We start from the raw sequence: 14883 nt of genomic DNA, 5'->3' as shown, positions 1-14883 counted from the left end.
ATGGCTTGTCCTCCAGGTCGCCTTATTCGATGATCTCCGCAGTCTCCGCCACCGCATGGAACAGCACATCGCAACCCGCGGCGGCCCATTCCTTGGAGATGTCCTCGGCTTCGTTGTGGGAAAGCCCGTCGACGCAAGGACACATCACCATTGTGGAAGGCGCAACCCTTGCCGTCCAGCAGGCATCATGGCCCGCGCCGGAAATAACGTTCATGTGCGAATAGCCGAGCTTTTCAGCCGCGGCACGCACCCGGGCAACCAGCGTCGGATCGAAAGTGACAGGGTCGAAATGGCCGACCGCCTCGACGGAGCAGCCAACCCCCAGTTCCTTGGCTATCCTGGGCGCTTCGGCCTCGATCGCGGCGCGCATCCGGTCGAGCTTTGCCTGTTCGGGCGAACGGATGTCGACGGTGAAAACCACAGTGCCTGGAAGCACATTGCGCGAATTGGGCGAAAACTTGACCTGGCCGACGCCGCCAACGGCACCCGGCTGGTTTTCCATCGCCACCTTCTGCACCATCTCGAAGATGCGTGCCATGGCAAGCCCGGCATTGACACGCATGTTCATCGGCGTCGAACCGGTATGCGCTTCCTTGCCGGTCAGCGTGAATTCGAGCCACCACAGACCCTGTCCGTGCGTGACGACACCGATCTGCTTGTTCTCGGCTTCGAGGATCGGCCCCTGCTCGATGTGGTATTCGAAATAGGCGTGCATCTTGCGTGCACCGACCTCTTCGTCACCCAGCCAGCCGATGCGCTTCAACTCGTCGCCGAAGCTCTTGCCGTCGGGATCCTTGCGCGAATAGGCATAGTCAAGCGTATGCACGCCGGCGAAGACGCCTGACGCCAGCATGGCCGGCGCGAAACGCGCCCCCTCTTCGTTTGTCCAGTTGGTGACGACGATCGGATGTTTGGTCTTGATGCCGAGGTCGTTCAGCGTGCGAACGACTTCCAGCCCGCCGAGCACGCCGAGCACACCGTCATATTTACCACCGGTCGGCTGCGTATCGAGATGGGAACCAACATAGACAGGCAGTGCATCGGGATCAGTGCCTTCACGACGGGCGAACATGGTGCCCATCTGGTCGATGCCGGTCTCGAGACCCGCCGCATCGCACCAGCGTTTGAACAGATCCCGCCCTTCCGCGTCCGCGTCGGTCAGTGTCTGGCGATTGTTGCCGCCGGCAACGCCCGGGCCGATCTTGGCCATCTCCATGAGACTGTCCCATAGACGATCGGGATTTATGCGCAGGTTCTCGCCGGGTGCGGCCATTATGGTCCTCTCATTGTCTTTCGACACTGCGGCCGGCGGTTCCCGACGCCAGCCGCAATGTTTGGCTTGCGCCCCTAGGGCGCGCTAGTCGACAGCTCTCAAAACCTCGCGCACATGGTCGATCAGTTCGTTGATCTGGCCCTTGGTGATGATGAGCGGTGGCGACAGCGCGATGATGTCGCCGGTGGTACGGATGAGCGCGCCGCGCTCGAAGGCCTTCACGAAGGCCGAGAACGCACGCTTGGTCGGCTGGCCGGCGATTGGCGCGAGCTCGATGGCGCCGATCAGGCCAATGTTGCGGATATCGATGACGTTCGGCTCCCCCTTGAGCGAATGCAGCGCATCCTCCCAGTAAGGCGCCAGTTCTTCACCGCGGGTCAGCAGCCCCTCTTCCTTGTAGGTGTCCAGCGTGCCAAGCGCCGCGGCGCAGGCGATCGGATTGCCCGAATAGGTGTAGCCATGGAAGAACTCGATCATGTGATCGGGGCCGTTCATGAACGTGTCGTGGATTTCCTTGGTCACGAACACCGCGCCCATCGGGATGACGCCGTTGGAGACGCCCTTGGCTGTGGTGATGATGTCCGGCGTCACGCCGAAATAGTCAGCCGCGAACGGTGCACCGAGACGGCCGAAGCCGGTGATGACTTCGTCGAAAATCAGCAGGATGCCGTGCTTGGTGCAGATCTCGCGCAGGCGCTGCAGATAGCCCTTTGGCGGCAGGATGACGCCGGTGGAGCCTGCAACCGGCTCGACGATGACGGCAGCGACGGTCGAGGCATCATGCAAGGCAACGATGCGTTCCAGTTCGTCGGCGAGCTCGGCGCCATGTTCCGGCACGCCCTTGGTGAAGGCGTTCTTTTCGGGCAGGTGAGTATGCGGCAGATGGTCGACACCGGTCAGCAGCGTACCGAACATCTTGCGGTTGTTTACGATGCCGCCAACCGAGATACCGCCGAAGTTGACGCCGTGGTAGCCACGCTCGCGACCGATCAGACGGAAGCGCGAGCCGTTGCCCTTGGCGCGATGATAGGCGATCGCCATCTTGAGCGCGGTGTCGACCGACTCCGAGCCGGAATTGGTGAAGAAGACATGATCCATGCCCTTGGGCGCGATGTCGACCAGCCGGTTCGCCAGTTCGAACACGATCGGATGGCCCATCTGAAAGGCAGGTGCGTAGTCGAGTTCCGCTGCCTGATTCTGGATCGCCTCGGTGATCTTCGGACGGCAGTGGCCGGCGTTGACGCACCACAGGCCGGCGGTGCCATCGAGGATCTTGCGGCCGTCGGAGGCCGTGTAGTGCATATCCTTGGCTGCGACCAGCATGCGCGGCGCCTGCTTGAACTGCCGGTTCGCCGTAAATGGCATCCAGAATGCACTGAGATCGTTCGGCGTTACCTTGAGCCGATTGGACATGACCAAGCCTTTCCTTTCACTGCTTCGTTTCGGTGCGGCCAACGCTTGGTCTTCGGCGCGTTTTCATGCTACGCAAATTTTTGACCGGATGGACAAACGTTAGCACCGCCATGGTGACGGTCAAGGGATTACTAGCGGAAATGCCGCATTCGAAGCGCGCTCCACAGCCCAGCAAAAACTGGTCCAGACAATTGGTCCAGTTCGGCTTGAACGCCTTGTCTTGCAAAGGGCTTTTGACGACATGAATGCCCCCGCCCCGCGCCGTACCCGTATCCAGCAGGAAAAGCGCGAGCTGATCCTGGAAGCCGCGCTCGAAGTGTTCTCCACCCACGGCTTCCGCGGTGCGACGATCGATCAGATCGCCGAAGCGGCAGGCATGTCGAAGCCGAACCTGCTCTACTATTTCCGCCGCAAGGAAGAAATCCACGAGACGCTGATCCAGCGCCTGCTCGACACCTGGCTGGGACCACTGCGCGAACTCGACGATGTCGGCGACCCGCTGACGGAGCTACGCAGCTACATCCGCCGCAAGCTGGAGATGGCACGAGATTATCCGCGCGAGAGCCGGCTGTTCGCCAACGAGATCCTGCAGGGCGCGCCGCGCATCATGCCTCTGCTGGAAGGCGAGTTGAAAAGCCTCGTCGAGGAGAAGGTCGCCATCATCAAGGGCTGGATGCGTGCCGGCAAGATCGTGCGCACCGACCCCTGGCACCTGATCTTCTCCATCTGGGCCACGACACAGCACTATGCCGATTTCGACGTGCAGGTACGCGCCGTGCTTGGACCAGACCTCGGCGGCGATGGCCGTTTCGAAGATGCCGCGCGCTTCCTCGAACAGCTTTTCCTCGACGGGCTGAAGCCGAAGAACGTCGCCGGCTGATCGCTGCCGTCGTTTCAGTCTCTTGACGCTCCATTCCCCAGCAAGTGGAAACTTGCCTATCCGCCGTTGACCTTGCCGGAAATCGTGCGAACTAATGCGCGTGGGGGCATGGAGGACACTGTATGGAACACGCTGCCACCGCCGGCGATGCCCAACTGATCATTGCCGCACTGGCCGGAATCGCCGCCATCGTCCTCCTGATAAGTTGGCTGAAGCTCCATCCTTTTCTCTCCCTGTCCATCGGCGCGCTCGGCGTCGGCCTCGCCGCCAATCTTGGCGCTGCCGCCTCCGTCGCTTCCTTCACCAAGGGTTTCGGCACCACCATGGCCGGTGTCGGCCTGCTGATGGGGCTGGGTGCGATGTTCGGCAAGCTGCTGGCTGATTCCGGCGGCGCTGACCGCATCGTCGACACGCTGGTGGGACGCTCCAGGCCAGAAATGTTGCCGTGGACGATGGGACTGGTTGGCGCCATCATCGGCCTGCCGATGTTCTTCGAGATCGGCCTTGTGCTGTTGATGCCGGTGATCCTGCTGGTCAGCCAGCGGTCCGGTCAGTCCATCGCCAAGATCGCCATCCCGACACTCGCGGGCCTTTCCGCCATGCATGGCCTCGTGCCGCCGCACCCCGGCCCGCTCGTCGCCGTCAGCACGCTTGGCGCGAATCTCGGCCTGACGCTCGGCCTGGGTGTGCTCATCGCGATCCCGACCGTCATCATCAGCGGGCCGATCTTCGCCAGCATCGCCGACCGCTGGGTCAATGTCCCAACGCCGGAACTGTTCGGACAGGCCGGTGAAAGCCGGTATGAGGCGGCCACGCAACCGAGCTTCGCCACGGCCGTTACCGCGATCCTGCTTCCGGTCGTGCTCATGCTCGCCCGCGCGATATCGGAAATCATTGCGCCCGGCTCGAAGGCTCTGCTTCCGTCCGCCCTGCACGTTCTGGGCGAGCCGCTGATCGCGCTGGGAATTGCCGTGATTGCCGGCGCCTTGATGTTCAGGATGCCCAGGGCAGCCGTGGCTCGCAGTCTTGAAAGTTCCCTCGGGCCTATCGCCGGCATTCTCCTCGTGGTCGGCGCCGGTGGCGGCTTCAAACAGGTGCTGGTTGACACCGGCATCGGCGCGGTCATCGCCAATGCCATCACCGGCAGCGGCCTGCCGGTGATGTTCCTCGCCTGGTTTGTCGCAGTGCTGGTGCGCGTCGCCACCGGCTCGGCAACCGTCGCGACCGTGACAGCGGCCGGTATCCTTGCACCCGTGGCTGCGGGCCTGCCTCCAGCCCAGGGCGCGCTGATGGTTCTTGCCATAGGCTCCGGCTCGCTCTTCCTCTCGCATCTCAACGACGCCGGCTTCTGGCTCGTCAAAGGCTATCTCAACATGGACATCGGCCAGACGCTGAAGACCTGGACGATGATGGAATGCATCATTTCCGTCTGCGGCCTCATCGGTGTCCTCATCCTGGGAGCGTTCCTGTGAGGCCTCTCGTCGTCATCGTCATGGGCGTATCGGGCTGCGGCAAGTCAACCATCGCCGGCCTGGTGGCGGAGCGGCTGCACTGGGACCTGCTTGAGGGAGACGAGTTGCACCCGAAGGCCAATGTCGAGAAGATGAGCCATGGCATCCCGCTCGACGATAACGACCGCCGCCCCTGGCTGGAAGCCATATCGCGCTGGATCGATGGACGCATCCGGTCCGGGCGTCCCGCCCTCGTCACCTGTTCCTCACTCAAGCGATCCTATCGCGACATCCTGCGCGGCGGGAGCGAAAAGGGCGTCGTGGCCTTTGCCCACCTTTCCGGCTCGCGTGAACTGCTCATGGAACGCATGAAGGCCCGCAAGGGCCATTTCATGCCGGCCAGCCTGCTCGATTCCCAGCTCGCGACATTGGAGCCCCTGCAACCGGACGAGACCGGCATCGTCATCGACATCGGCGAGATCCCGGCCGAAGAAGCGGATCAGGTCATCGAAGGCCTGCACCTCGCCTGAGAAAAAAGGCACCTATTGCCTTGAACGCAATCTGTACGCATGCAGAACTAGCGAACGTGCATTGGGGGGAAATGATGCGCCTGAAACTGCTTGCCGCCAGCCTGGCCATTGTCTCTTGCTGGCAGGCTCATGCCGCCGACACGACGGTTCCTATTGCTGCACAGGGCGTCTGGGCCAAAGCCGGCAAATGCAGCGGCAGCACCGTCACCTTCACCGCGGGCACGCTGCAGTACAAAGGACAGAAAGCGCAGGCCGTCATCTTCGCACCAAAGGAGAGCCCGCGCGGTTACGGCGCCATCCACTATAGGCAGGAAGGCAATGTCGATAATTTCGAATATGCCGACGACAAGGACCAGATGCTCTACAATCCCGAAGGTTTCGGCATGGGCAAGTCGGTTCTCTACAAGCGCTGTGCCGGCGCATTTGCGTCATCTGCCTCCGGCGCGAAGACAACGGCCGCGCCGGCCGAAAACCGTTGCGGCTGGCTGGTCAACCCGACACCGGGCAACTGGTGGCTGGTCGACAAGGACGGGATGTGGGTATTCGCAACGCAAGGCAATGCCGAAGGAGCCGGGGCTGCCGGAATGGACAAGCTGCCGGATTTCGATCCGACCCAGTATGTCAATTCCAATGGCAACTATGGCTATGGCTGCGCCTGTGTGAAGCTCATCACCGACCCGGCGACCAAGACGGTAAAGAGCATAACCGGTGGCAAGACCCTGCCGCTCGCCACCTGCAGGAAGGACAAGAGCCTGCCACCCGAAAGCAAATTGTAGGCGTCAGCCAGCGCCGGCAATAACCATCAGTAGACCGCCGGCCAGCGTGATGTTCACGAGAGTGAAATAGAGATGAGGGTCGCGCTCTCGCCCCTCATAGAGAAACAGGTTGTGGTAAAGCGCGGTTGCCAGCACCAGGAAAACGATCAGCGCCAGCGCGGCCGGCACGACCCAGAAACCGATGATGAGCAGCAGGCCTCCGAACAGCTGAACTGCGAAGCCGGCAGCCATGACGGGTGCCGGCAGCAGCCACCCGTAATTGGTGGCGCCGGACCTGCGTTCGCTGAAACGGGCGATGTTGCGGATGCCCGCGATCAGGAAGAACGCGCCAAAGATGCAGCGTCCGGTCAGCATAAAGATTTCCACGCCGTCCATCCCCCTGGAATTCGAAGCAGCACTGTGCACAGTGCCTGGACGTTGAAGCGTTCTCCCGGCGTGCGGTCAAGCCTGCAGCGAATTTGCGATCAGCGCCAGGATGGCGCCAGCCAGCGCGACATTGCCGACGACGCCGTTGATCTTCGCGACACGGTCCGGCCCCGGCTGGTAGTCCCAGAAATTGTGGAACATCGGCGTGGCTGCGATCAGGAACAGCAACAGCAGCCCCGCTGAGGCTGCGGTGCAGACACCCGCGATCAGCAGGACACCAGCAATAACCTGCACCACGATACCGACCCAAAGTACGATAGGCGCCTGCGGCACGCCGCGCGCGCTCATCAGTTGCGCCACGAATGTCCGGTTCTGGATGTTGCGCAAGCCCGCGAAAATGAACGCGCCTCCCAGCAGAAGACGACCAACAAACAGAATCTCTTTGTGAAAATCGACAAGCATCATCTTGTTCCCCAAAAGAAAACAGGGCGCCCCGGCGCGCCCTGCGCAACTTACGATCTTGATATCACGCGGCCTTGGCGGCCGGCATCGGATGAATGGCGTGGAACGTCACGCACAGCCGGTTCCAGGTGTTGATCATGGCAACAGCGACAGTCAGTTTGACCAGCTCTTCCCTGGAGAAATGCTTGAGCCCTTCCTGGAAGAGTTCCTCTGGCACACCGGCGTCGGCGATCCTGGTCACCGTCTCCACCCATTTGAGAGCCATGCGCTCGCGCTCGCTGAACAGCGGCGATTCCTTCCATGCGGCGACGAGATAGAGACGCTGTTCGCTCTCGCCATCCTCACGCGCTTCGCGGCTGTGCATTTCCACACAATAGGAGCAGCCATTGATCTGAGAGGCGCGCAGCTTGACGAGATGCAGGAGACCCTTGTCGAGCCCGCTTTCTTCCACCGCCCTGTTCAGGCTGACGACATATTTCATCAATTGGGGCGCCTCGGCGAAGAAGTCTAACCTGGGTTGCATGCTCGGTCCTTTCCTGGGTTGTACGGTCATGATCGGGAAGCGGGTTTCTGTGACCGGGCGTTGTGCGCGGCAAAGGCGCAGGCAGCGTGGACGACACGTGGATCGGCATCGGCCATGAATTCAGCGATGATGTCGGAGAGCTTCTCCGCGGCAAGTGCCGCGCGGTAGGCACGTTCTGCGCGCAACATTGCGGCATTGATGCCGCAAGGTTGCACATAAGCCGAGGCATCTATCCTGGCAGGACCCTTGCGGCGGATTTCGCCACATCGGAATGCCGGTCGGGGCCCCTCGACAGCCAGCACGATGTCGAGCAGCGAGATCTTTTCGGGCACACGCGCCAGGCGATACCCGCCGGTCGGACCCGGTACGGATTCGAGGATGCGGGCAGCGGTCAAAGCTTGCAGATGTTTCAGCAGATAGCTGGGGGAAAGGCCAAATGCTTCGGCCAGCGCGGAGCCCGGCATGGTTGCTCCGCCCTCGACCGCCGCGAGCATCGCAGCGGAATGGATCGCCGCTTCAACGCCTTCGCTCAGCTTCACTTTAGCCTCTCCTTAATCATGGATATTTCCTATCGTGGATATTTCTTGTCGTCAATAAGAGGAAGAAAAAAGCGGTGCATTGCTGCACCGCCTTTTCGTTGCTCCTCAACGCCTATTCGGCAGCAACCTTGGCCATCGGGTTGTTGGGATGCGTCGTCCAGTTGGCATAGACAGGCTCAACCGTCTTGCCGGTGCGCTGGTCGAGCGTACCAGCGGCCAGCGGCACCATGGTGATGCAGCCATCGACCGGGCAGACGTTGACGCAGAGGTTGCAGCCGACGCACTCGTCTTCCATCACCTCGAAATGGCGAACGCCATCAACCATCGAAGTGATCGCCTGGTGCGAGGTGTCTTCGCAGGCGATGTGGCAGCGGCCGCATTTGATGCAGGCGTCCTGGTCGATATGCGCCTTGGCGATATAGTTGAGGTTGAGATACTGCCAGTCGCTCACATTGGGTGTCGCGCGCCCGATGATGTCGTCGAGTGAGCGGTGCCCCTTCTCGTCCATCCAGTTTTCCAGGCCGGCGATCATTTCCTGCACGATCTTGAAACCATAGGTCATGGCCGCCGTGCAGACCTGCACGTTGCCGGCGCCCAAGGCCAGGAACTCGGCCGCGTCGCGCCAGGTGGTGATGCCACCGATGCCGGAGATCGGCAGGCCATGTGTTTCCGGATCACGCGCGATCTCGGCCACCATGTTGAGCGCGATCGGTTTCACCGCCGGGCCGCAATAGCCGCCATGGCTGCCCTTGCCGTCGATTGAGGGCTCGGGCGAGAAATTGTCGAGATTGACCGAGGTGATCGAGTTGATGGTGTTGATGAGCGACACCGCGTCGGTGCCACCTGATCTGGCTGCGCGCGCCGGCTTGCGGATGTCGGTGATGTTGGGCGTAAGCTTGGTGATCACCGGCATGCGCGTGTACTGCTTGCACCAGCGCACCACCATCTCGATGTATTCCGGCACCTGGCCGACCGCGGCACCCATGCCGCGTTCGCTCATGCCATGCGGACAGCCGAAATTGAGCTCGATGCCGTCCGCTTCGGTTTCTTCCACGAGCGGCAGGATCGCCTTCCAGCTGTCCTCGACGCAAGGCACCATGATCGAGGCGATCAGCGCACGGTCCGGCCAGTTCTTCTTCACCTGCTTCATCTCACGCAGGTTGGTCTGCAGGTCGCGGTCGGTGATCAGTTCGATGTTGTTGAGGCCGAGCAACCGGCGGTCAGCGCCCCAGATCGCGCCATAACGCGGTCCGTTGACGTTGACCACCGGCGGGCCTTCCTCGCCCAATGTCTTCCAGACCACGCCGCCCCAGCCCGCCTTGAAGGCGCGCTCGACATTGTAGGCCTTGTCGGTTGGTGGCGCGGACGCCAGCCAGAACGGATTGGGTGACTTGATGCCGACGAAATTGTTGCGGATGTCCGCCATGGCTTCTTACTCCGCGTTTCGGGAAAAGAATGTTGTGTTGCGATCGACGGCACGGCGCGGATCCGCGCCGGCCTCACGGGCATGCTTGACGAGTTCGGTCCAAAGCGCGTCATCGCTGATCACCTCGGCGCCTTGTTTGCCGAGCTTCGATTTCATCAGATCAAACAGCTGTCCCATTGTAACGAGCTGCTCCGCTTCCGCATTTTCGAACCTGATGGCGAAGGCCCGTTCTATGGCCTCGATCATCTGGATCTCGTCGCCGTCGCCCCACAGATCCAAGGAATTCGCCTTGCGGGGAAACGGCTGGCTCATCGTCAGCCCATCAGGGTCCGGTGGATGCTTTCGGCGGCGTCGCGTCCCGCGGCGACAGCCGAGACGGTAAGGTCCTCCCGGCTGTCGATAACACAGTCGCCGCCCGCCCAGACGTTGGACAGTGAAGTGCGCCCCTCACCATCGACCTTGATGCGGCCATTCTCCAGCGCGATTGCCTGACCGCTGCCGTTCAGCGCCGCCGGCACGAAAGACTGACCGATTGCCTTGAACACCTGATCGGCGGCGAGCCTCAGCGTTTCGCCCGTGCCGACAAGCTTGTCGCCCTTCATCGCGGTGTATTCGAGCTCGATCGCAGTTGCCTTGCCGCCGTCGGCGATGACCTTCTTCGGCTGCAGCCAGTGGCGGATGGTGACCCCGTTTGCGGCGGCCAGATCCTGCTCGAACTCCGAGGCGTTCATGTCTTCCTTGCCGCGGCGGTAGCAGATCGTCACCTCCTCCGCGCCGAGCAGTTTCGACTGCACGGCGGCGTCCACGGCGGTCATGCCGCCGCCGATGACAACAACACGGCGACCAACCGGCAGGCTGCCGAGATCGCTTGCCTGTCGCAGCTCGGCAATGAAGTCGACCGCATTGGCGACACCATCGCTGTCCTCGCCTTCAGCCCGCAACGCGTTGACCCCACCCAGCCCCATGCCGAGGAACACGGCATCATACTGCTTGGTCAGCTCGGAAAGCTGATAGTCGCGGCCCAATGCCTTGCCGTTCTCGATCGTGATGCCACCTATCGCGGTGACGTAGTCGACTTCGGCCTGGGCGAAATTGTCGACGCTCTTGTAGGCGGCAATGCCATATTCATTCAGGCCACCCGATTTCGGCTTCGCCTCGAGCACGGTCACCTCATGGCCGTGGCGCGCAAGCCGGTGTGCGGCTGCAAGCCCGGCTGGCCCGGCACCGACGACAGCGACTTTCCTGCCTGTCGACTTGGCGCGGCTATAGAACTGTTTGCCCTCTTCCATCGCCACATCAGTGGCGTAGCGTTGCAGCCGGCCGATCTGCACCGGCTTGCCCTCGGCGGTCTCGCGCACGCAGACTTCTTCGCACAGCGTCTCCGTTGGGCAGACGCGGGCACACATGCCGCCAAGGATATTCTGGTCGAAGATGGTCTTGGCCGAACCGAGCGCATTGCCGGTCGATATCTGGCGGATGAACATCGGGATGTCGATGGATGTCGGGCAGGCCTGCATGCACGGCGCGTCATAGCAGAAGTAGCAGCGATCGGATTCGACCAGCGCTTCGTGATGATCGAGCGGCGGATGCAGGTCGGAAAAATTGTCGGCATAGACATCGGGCGAGAGCCGGCCACCGGCTATGCCTTCCTTGAAATGACCTGTCGTCATTCCGGTTCCCCATTGTTGTGGTTTTGGAGGAAGGCTAGCACGTTTTATTTTTTTATCAATTGGTCAATTTTCGAGTTAAAGGCCTGAAAAGGCTCGAAAATAACATGACTTTTATTGTCATGATTTATCTCGAATATTTGCTGCGCTGCGAAAAATTTCTTGGCTGCTGTCGAAATTGCGCCCGCGTCTTCGTCTTATGATTGCCGGCAGCAAAATCATGATCCGAAAGCCGGCACAAACAGCCGGGAACGCAAGGGAGAATGACATGCCAGCTTCAGCGAAATCCTTCTTCTGGTACGAACTGATGACGACCGACCTCGACGCGGCGGCGGCCTTCTACACCGCCGTGGTCGGCTGGCGCGCCGAACCGTTCGACAAAGCACCGGAATCGCCGCGTTATATCGTCGTCAATGCAGGTGACCGCGGTGTCGGCGGCCTGATGACATTGCCGGAAGAGGCCGCCAGGATGGGCGTTCCGACAGCCTGGATGGGTTATTTTCCCACCAAGGATATCGATGCCTCGATCGAGGCCTTGAAAGGCGCCGGGGGTGCCATCCATCGCCCTGTCGACGACATCCCAGGCGTCGGTCGTTTTGCCGTGGTCGCCGATCCGCAAGGGGCGGCTTTCATGTTTCTCGAGCCTAACGGCCCCGACGCAGGAGGCCGTTCCGCTCAACACTCCAGGCCATGTCGGCTGGCATGAACTCTATACGAGCGATTGGCAGAAGGCCTTCGACTTCTATTCGAGCCAGTTCGGCTGGGTGAAGGATGAGCCCTTCGACATGGGTCCCATGGGCATCTATCAGCTCTTTTCAGTCGATGGCGAACGCACGGGCGGCATGATGAACAAGCCCGAACAGATTCCCGTTCCGGTCTGGTTGTTCTACTTCAACGTCGATGCCATTGACGCCGCCGCCAAACGCGTGACCGACAACGGCGGCAAAGTGGTCATGAACCCGATGGAAGTGCCCAATGGGCATGGATCGTGCAATGCACGGATCCGCAGGGCGCTTATTTCGCGCTCCTGGCGCCGAAACGCTGAGCGGCAACGCCGGGAGGAGGCGCATCACGCCTGCTGCCGACATGGCTATCCGCGCAGTCGTTCCTGATTGCCGTCGAACAGCGGCACAGGCTGCATGCGTGCGGCATGACGACGGCCCAGATATTCAATCTCGAAGCCGTCGCTTTCGTCCGCGATCTCCTTCGGTACATAGCCCATCGCCACCGACACGCCGGAATGGTGGGCGTAGCCTCCGGAAGTCACCCACCCGCGAACTGCACCGCCATGCCAGATCGGCTCGTCGCCGATCACATCCGCATCGACGGCATCCACGACAAAGCTCCGCAGCCTCAACTTTCCACCGGACGCACGCTCAGCGGCGGCGGCTTTCTTGCCGATGAACTCGGCAGGTTTCGAATAGGCGACGAAGCGGTCGAGCCCAGCCTCCAGAGGTCCATAGATTGGCCGGTACTCACGTGCCCACGATCCATAGTTCTTCTCCAGCCGCAGCGCATTGAGCGCTCGCGAACCAAACAGACCGATGCCGAATTCCTCACCAGCCGACAGCAGCGTTTCAAAAACATGGCGCTGGTATTCGGGCGCCATCCAGATTTCGTAGCCGAGATCGCCGGTGTAACTCACACGACCGACCAGACATGGTGCCATGCCGATATCGATGTGCCTGATGTCCATGAATTTGAAAGCAGCAGACGACACATCGGCGCGGGTAACCTTGGCCAGCACGTCCCGCGCGAATGGTCCGGCGATCGACACGCCGACACGGCTCAATCCGAGAGCTTCGATCCGCACCGAGCCATCACCGGGCAGATGCCGTTCGAACCAGCGCATATGATATTGTTCTGCCACGCCCGATCCAGCGATGAACCATTCTCGATCACCCCCGTGGCCCGCGCCCAGATTGGCGAGTGAAAAATCGCCGATCAGCTTGCCGTCTTCCTTCAGCATCGGCGCAAGCGTGATGCGTCCCGCCGCGGGCAACTTGCAGGCAAGCAGTGTATCGAGCCAGGTTCCAGCTCCCACGCCTGTCACCCGATATTTGGCGAAGGACGAGATCTCGCACAGACCGACGCGCTGGCGCACAGTCCTCACCTCTGCAGCAACATGTACGAAGTCGGTCGAACGCCGCCAGGAGAATTCATCGCGCACGCCCTCCGGCGCGTACCAGAGTGGCACTTCCAGCCCATAGGCAGCGCCGAACTGAGCACCCTGCAAGGCGAGCTGATCGTAGATCGGCGTCGTCTTCAGCCGACGCGCTCCCGGCAATTCCTCATTTGGGAAACGAATGGAGAAGCGGCGCGAATAATTCTCGCGCACCTTGGCGTTCGTATAGGCCATCGAAGCCCAATCGCCATAGCGCGCGACATCCATGGCAAAGATGTCGGCACCAGGGTCGCCATGCATCATCCAGTTCGCGAGGGCCAGGCCGACACCACCACCCTGGCTGAACCCTGCCATGACGCCACAGGCGGCCCAGAAGCCCGGCAATCCGCGCACCGGACCGACAAGTGGATTGCCATCGGGTGCGAAAGTGAATGGGCCGTTGATGATCTGCTTGATTCCGGTGTTCTGGAACGCCGGAAAATGCCGGAACCCCACTTCCAGCGACGGCGCAATACGGTCGATATCGGGCTCCAGCAATTCGTGGCCGAAGTCCCACGGCGTAACCCGTTCCGACGCAGGGCTTGCCAGCCTTCTCATAGGTCCCCATCAGCATGCCGCCCCGTTCCTGGCGCAGGTAGAGTTCGCCGTCGAAATCGACGGCATGCATGATCTCGGTGCCGGTCTTCTTGTTCCAGGCCGCGACCTCGGGCATGTCCTCGGTGATGAGATACATATGCTCCATGGCGAGCACGGGAAGTTCGAGCCCGACCATCCGGCCGACCTCGCGCGCCCACAGGCCACCGGCATTGACGACATGTTCGGTCAACACCTCACCCTTGTTGGTGATGACGCGCCACATGCCGTCCGGCTGGCGCACGATGTCCTCGACCTTGGTGAACCGTTCGATCGCCGCTCCCAGGTTGCGCGCTGCCTTGGCATAGGCGTGAGTGACACCGGAGGGATCGAGATGGCCATCTTCCTTGTTGTGGATGGCGCCCACGAACTGGCCGGGATCGATCAGCGGCATCAGCTCGGCCGCTTCCCGGGGCGAGATCTCCTCAAGCTCGATGCCGAGGTAGCGGCCCTTTGCCACCATGTTGCGCAGCCAGTCCATGCGCGCCTCGGTGGCGGCAAGGAACACGCCGCCGGTGAGATGCACGCCGGTCGCCTGCCCGGACAGTTCCTCGATCTCCTTGTAGAGGCTGATCGTGTATTTCTGCAGCTTGGCGACGTTGGGGTCCCCGTTGATCGTGTGCATGCCACCGGCGGCGTGCCATGTGGAGCCGGACGTCAGCTCGTCGCGTTCGAGAAGCACGATATCGGTCCAGCCGGCCCGTGCCAGATGGAACAGCACCGAGCAGCCGACGACACCGCCGCCGATGACCACGACCCTTGCATGCGACTTCATTGCTCTTCCTGACAATTCAACAGGTTGTAGGGAGTTGGAGAATC

13 protein-coding genes and 2 pseudogenes are annotated in these 14883 nt (G+C 61.5%); 5 read left to right on the top strand and 10 right to left on the bottom strand.

What is annotated here, in order from left to right; all coding sequences use genetic code 11:
* Positions 1–22 precede the first annotated feature (22 nt).
* Positions 23–1273 (bottom strand): Zn-dependent hydrolase, encoded by a 1251-nt coding sequence (locus ACFJIU_RS05365; RefSeq protein ID WP_379068377.1) that lies wholly within the window; start codon positions 1271–1273, stop codon positions 23–25.
* Positions 1274–1357: 84 nt separating this feature from the next.
* Positions 1358–2686 carry an aspartate aminotransferase family protein gene (locus ACFJIU_RS05360; protein WP_379068375.1) on the bottom strand — a complete coding sequence of 443 codons (1329 nt, stop codon included), beginning with the start codon at positions 2684–2686 and terminating at the stop codon, positions 1358–1360.
* A gap of 241 nt (positions 2687–2927) precedes the next feature.
* Here ACFJIU_RS05360 and ACFJIU_RS05355 point away from each other — a divergent pair, with 241 nt between their 5' ends.
* The 4 genes from ACFJIU_RS05355 to ACFJIU_RS05340 all read left to right on the top strand — a co-directional run bounded on the left by ACFJIU_RS05355 (position 2928) and on the right by ACFJIU_RS05340 (position 6323).
* Positions 2928–3566: a TetR family transcriptional regulator C-terminal domain-containing protein gene (locus ACFJIU_RS05355; RefSeq protein WP_379068372.1), complete on the top strand. Its 639-nt coding sequence runs from the start codon at positions 2928–2930 to the stop codon at positions 3564–3566.
* 122 nt (positions 3567–3688) lie between these two features.
* Positions 3689–5038, top strand: coding sequence for a GntP family permease (locus ACFJIU_RS05350; RefSeq protein WP_379068369.1), 1350 nt, complete (start codon positions 3689–3691; stop codon positions 5036–5038).
* Positions 5035–5547, top strand: coding sequence for a gluconokinase (locus ACFJIU_RS05345; protein WP_379068366.1), 513 nt, complete (start codon positions 5035–5037; stop codon positions 5545–5547). Before ACFJIU_RS05350 ends, ACFJIU_RS05345 begins: the two co-directional genes overlap by 4 nt.
* Before the next feature lie 71 nt (positions 5548–5618).
* Positions 5619–6323, top strand: a complete 705-nt coding sequence (locus tag ACFJIU_RS05340; RefSeq protein WP_379068363.1) for a DUF4087 domain-containing protein — start codon at positions 5619–5621, stop codon at positions 6321–6323.
* A gap of 3 nt (positions 6324–6326) precedes the next feature.
* Here the strand turns inward: ACFJIU_RS05340 and ACFJIU_RS05335 are convergent, their stop codons facing one another.
* The 7 genes from ACFJIU_RS05335 to ACFJIU_RS05305 all read right to left on the bottom strand — a co-directional run bounded on the left by ACFJIU_RS05335 (position 6327) and on the right by ACFJIU_RS05305 (position 11309).
* Complete coding sequence (locus ACFJIU_RS05335) at positions 6327–6677, bottom strand: DoxX family protein (RefSeq protein ID WP_379068360.1); 351 nt, start codon at positions 6675–6677, stop codon at positions 6327–6329.
* An 87-nt stretch (positions 6678–6764) separates the two neighbouring features.
* Entirely contained in the window at positions 6765–7151 is a 387-nt protein-coding gene (locus tag ACFJIU_RS05330) for a DoxX family protein (protein WP_379072969.1), read from the bottom strand.
* Between the two features lie 64 nt (positions 7152–7215).
* On the bottom strand, positions 7216–7674 hold the full coding sequence (locus ACFJIU_RS05325) for a carboxymuconolactone decarboxylase family protein (protein ID WP_379068357.1): 459 nt from the start codon (positions 7672–7674) through the stop codon (positions 7216–7218).
* A 26-nt stretch (positions 7675–7700) separates the two neighbouring features.
* On the bottom strand, positions 7701–8213 hold the full coding sequence (locus ACFJIU_RS05320; protein ID WP_379068354.1) for an RrF2 family transcriptional regulator: 513 nt from the start codon (positions 8211–8213) through the stop codon (positions 7701–7703).
* A gap of 112 nt (positions 8214–8325) precedes the next feature.
* Positions 8326–9639 (bottom strand): NAD-dependent dihydropyrimidine dehydrogenase subunit PreA, encoded by a 1314-nt coding sequence (preA, locus tag ACFJIU_RS05315; RefSeq protein WP_379068351.1) that lies wholly within the window; start codon positions 9637–9639, stop codon positions 8326–8328.
* 6 nt (positions 9640–9645) lie between these two features.
* Positions 9646–9951 (bottom strand): hypothetical protein, encoded by a 306-nt coding sequence (locus ACFJIU_RS05310; protein ID WP_379068348.1) that lies wholly within the window; start codon positions 9949–9951, stop codon positions 9646–9648.
* A gap of 2 nt (positions 9952–9953) precedes the next feature.
* Positions 9954–11309, bottom strand: coding sequence for an NAD(P)-dependent oxidoreductase (locus ACFJIU_RS05305; protein ID WP_379068345.1), 1356 nt, complete (start codon positions 11307–11309; stop codon positions 9954–9956).
* Between the two features lie 265 nt (positions 11310–11574).
* On the opposite strand from ACFJIU_RS05305, the pseudogene ACFJIU_RS05300 reads away from it, so the two are divergent.
* A pseudogene (locus ACFJIU_RS05300) lies at positions 11575–12351 on the top strand (VOC family protein).
* Positions 12352–12396: 45 nt separating this feature from the next.
* On the opposite strand, the pseudogene ACFJIU_RS05295 reads toward ACFJIU_RS05300, so the two are convergent.
* A pseudogene (locus ACFJIU_RS05295) lies at positions 12397–14839 on the bottom strand (FAD-dependent oxidoreductase).
* Between the last annotated feature and the right edge of the window lie 44 nt (positions 14840–14883).

Source organism: Mesorhizobium sp. UC74_2 (genome assembly GCF_042701485.1).
In the GTDB taxonomy this organism is placed as follows: Bacteria; Pseudomonadota; Alphaproteobacteria; order Rhizobiales; family Rhizobiaceae; genus Mesorhizobium.
The sequence above is the reverse complement of the archived record's forward strand: the minus strand, read 5'-3'. Positions and strand labels throughout refer to the sequence as shown.

Excerpts from the sequence above, each read along its gene's own strand:
- ACFJIU_RS05365 (WP_379068377.1), bottom strand. The coding sequence starts at position 1,273 with ATGGCCGCACCCGGCGAGAACCTGCGCATAAATCCCGATCGTCTATGG.
- ACFJIU_RS05360 (WP_379068375.1), bottom strand. The coding sequence starts at position 2,686 with ATGTCCAATCGGCTCAAGGTAACGCCGAACGATCTCAGTGCATTCTGG.
- ACFJIU_RS05355 (WP_379068372.1), top strand. The coding sequence starts at position 2,928 with ATGAATGCCCCCGCCCCGCGCCGTACCCGTATCCAGCAGGAAAAGCGC.
- ACFJIU_RS05350 (WP_379068369.1), top strand. The coding sequence starts at position 3,689 with ATGGAACACGCTGCCACCGCCGGCGATGCCCAACTGATCATTGCCGCA.
- ACFJIU_RS05340 (WP_379068363.1), top strand. The coding sequence starts at position 5,619 with ATGATGCGCCTGAAACTGCTTGCCGCCAGCCTGGCCATTGTCTCTTGC.
- ACFJIU_RS05335 (WP_379068360.1), bottom strand. The coding sequence starts at position 6,677 with ATGCTGACCGGACGCTGCATCTTTGGCGCGTTCTTCCTGATCGCGGGC.
- ACFJIU_RS05330 (WP_379072969.1), bottom strand. The coding sequence starts at position 7,151 with ATGCTTGTCGATTTTCACAAAGAGATTCTGTTTGTTGGTCGTCTTCTG.
- ACFJIU_RS05325 (WP_379068357.1), bottom strand. The coding sequence starts at position 7,674 with ATGCAACCCAGGTTAGACTTCTTCGCCGAGGCGCCCCAATTGATGAAA.
- preA (WP_379068351.1), bottom strand. The coding sequence starts at position 9,639 with ATGGCGGACATCCGCAACAATTTCGTCGGCATCAAGTCACCCAATCCG.
- ACFJIU_RS05310 (WP_379068348.1), bottom strand. The coding sequence starts at position 9,951 with ATGAGCCAGCCGTTTCCCCGCAAGGCGAATTCCTTGGATCTGTGGGGC.
- ACFJIU_RS05305 (WP_379068345.1), bottom strand. The coding sequence starts at position 11,309 with ATGACGACAGGTCATTTCAAGGAAGGCATAGCCGGTGGCCGGCTCTCG.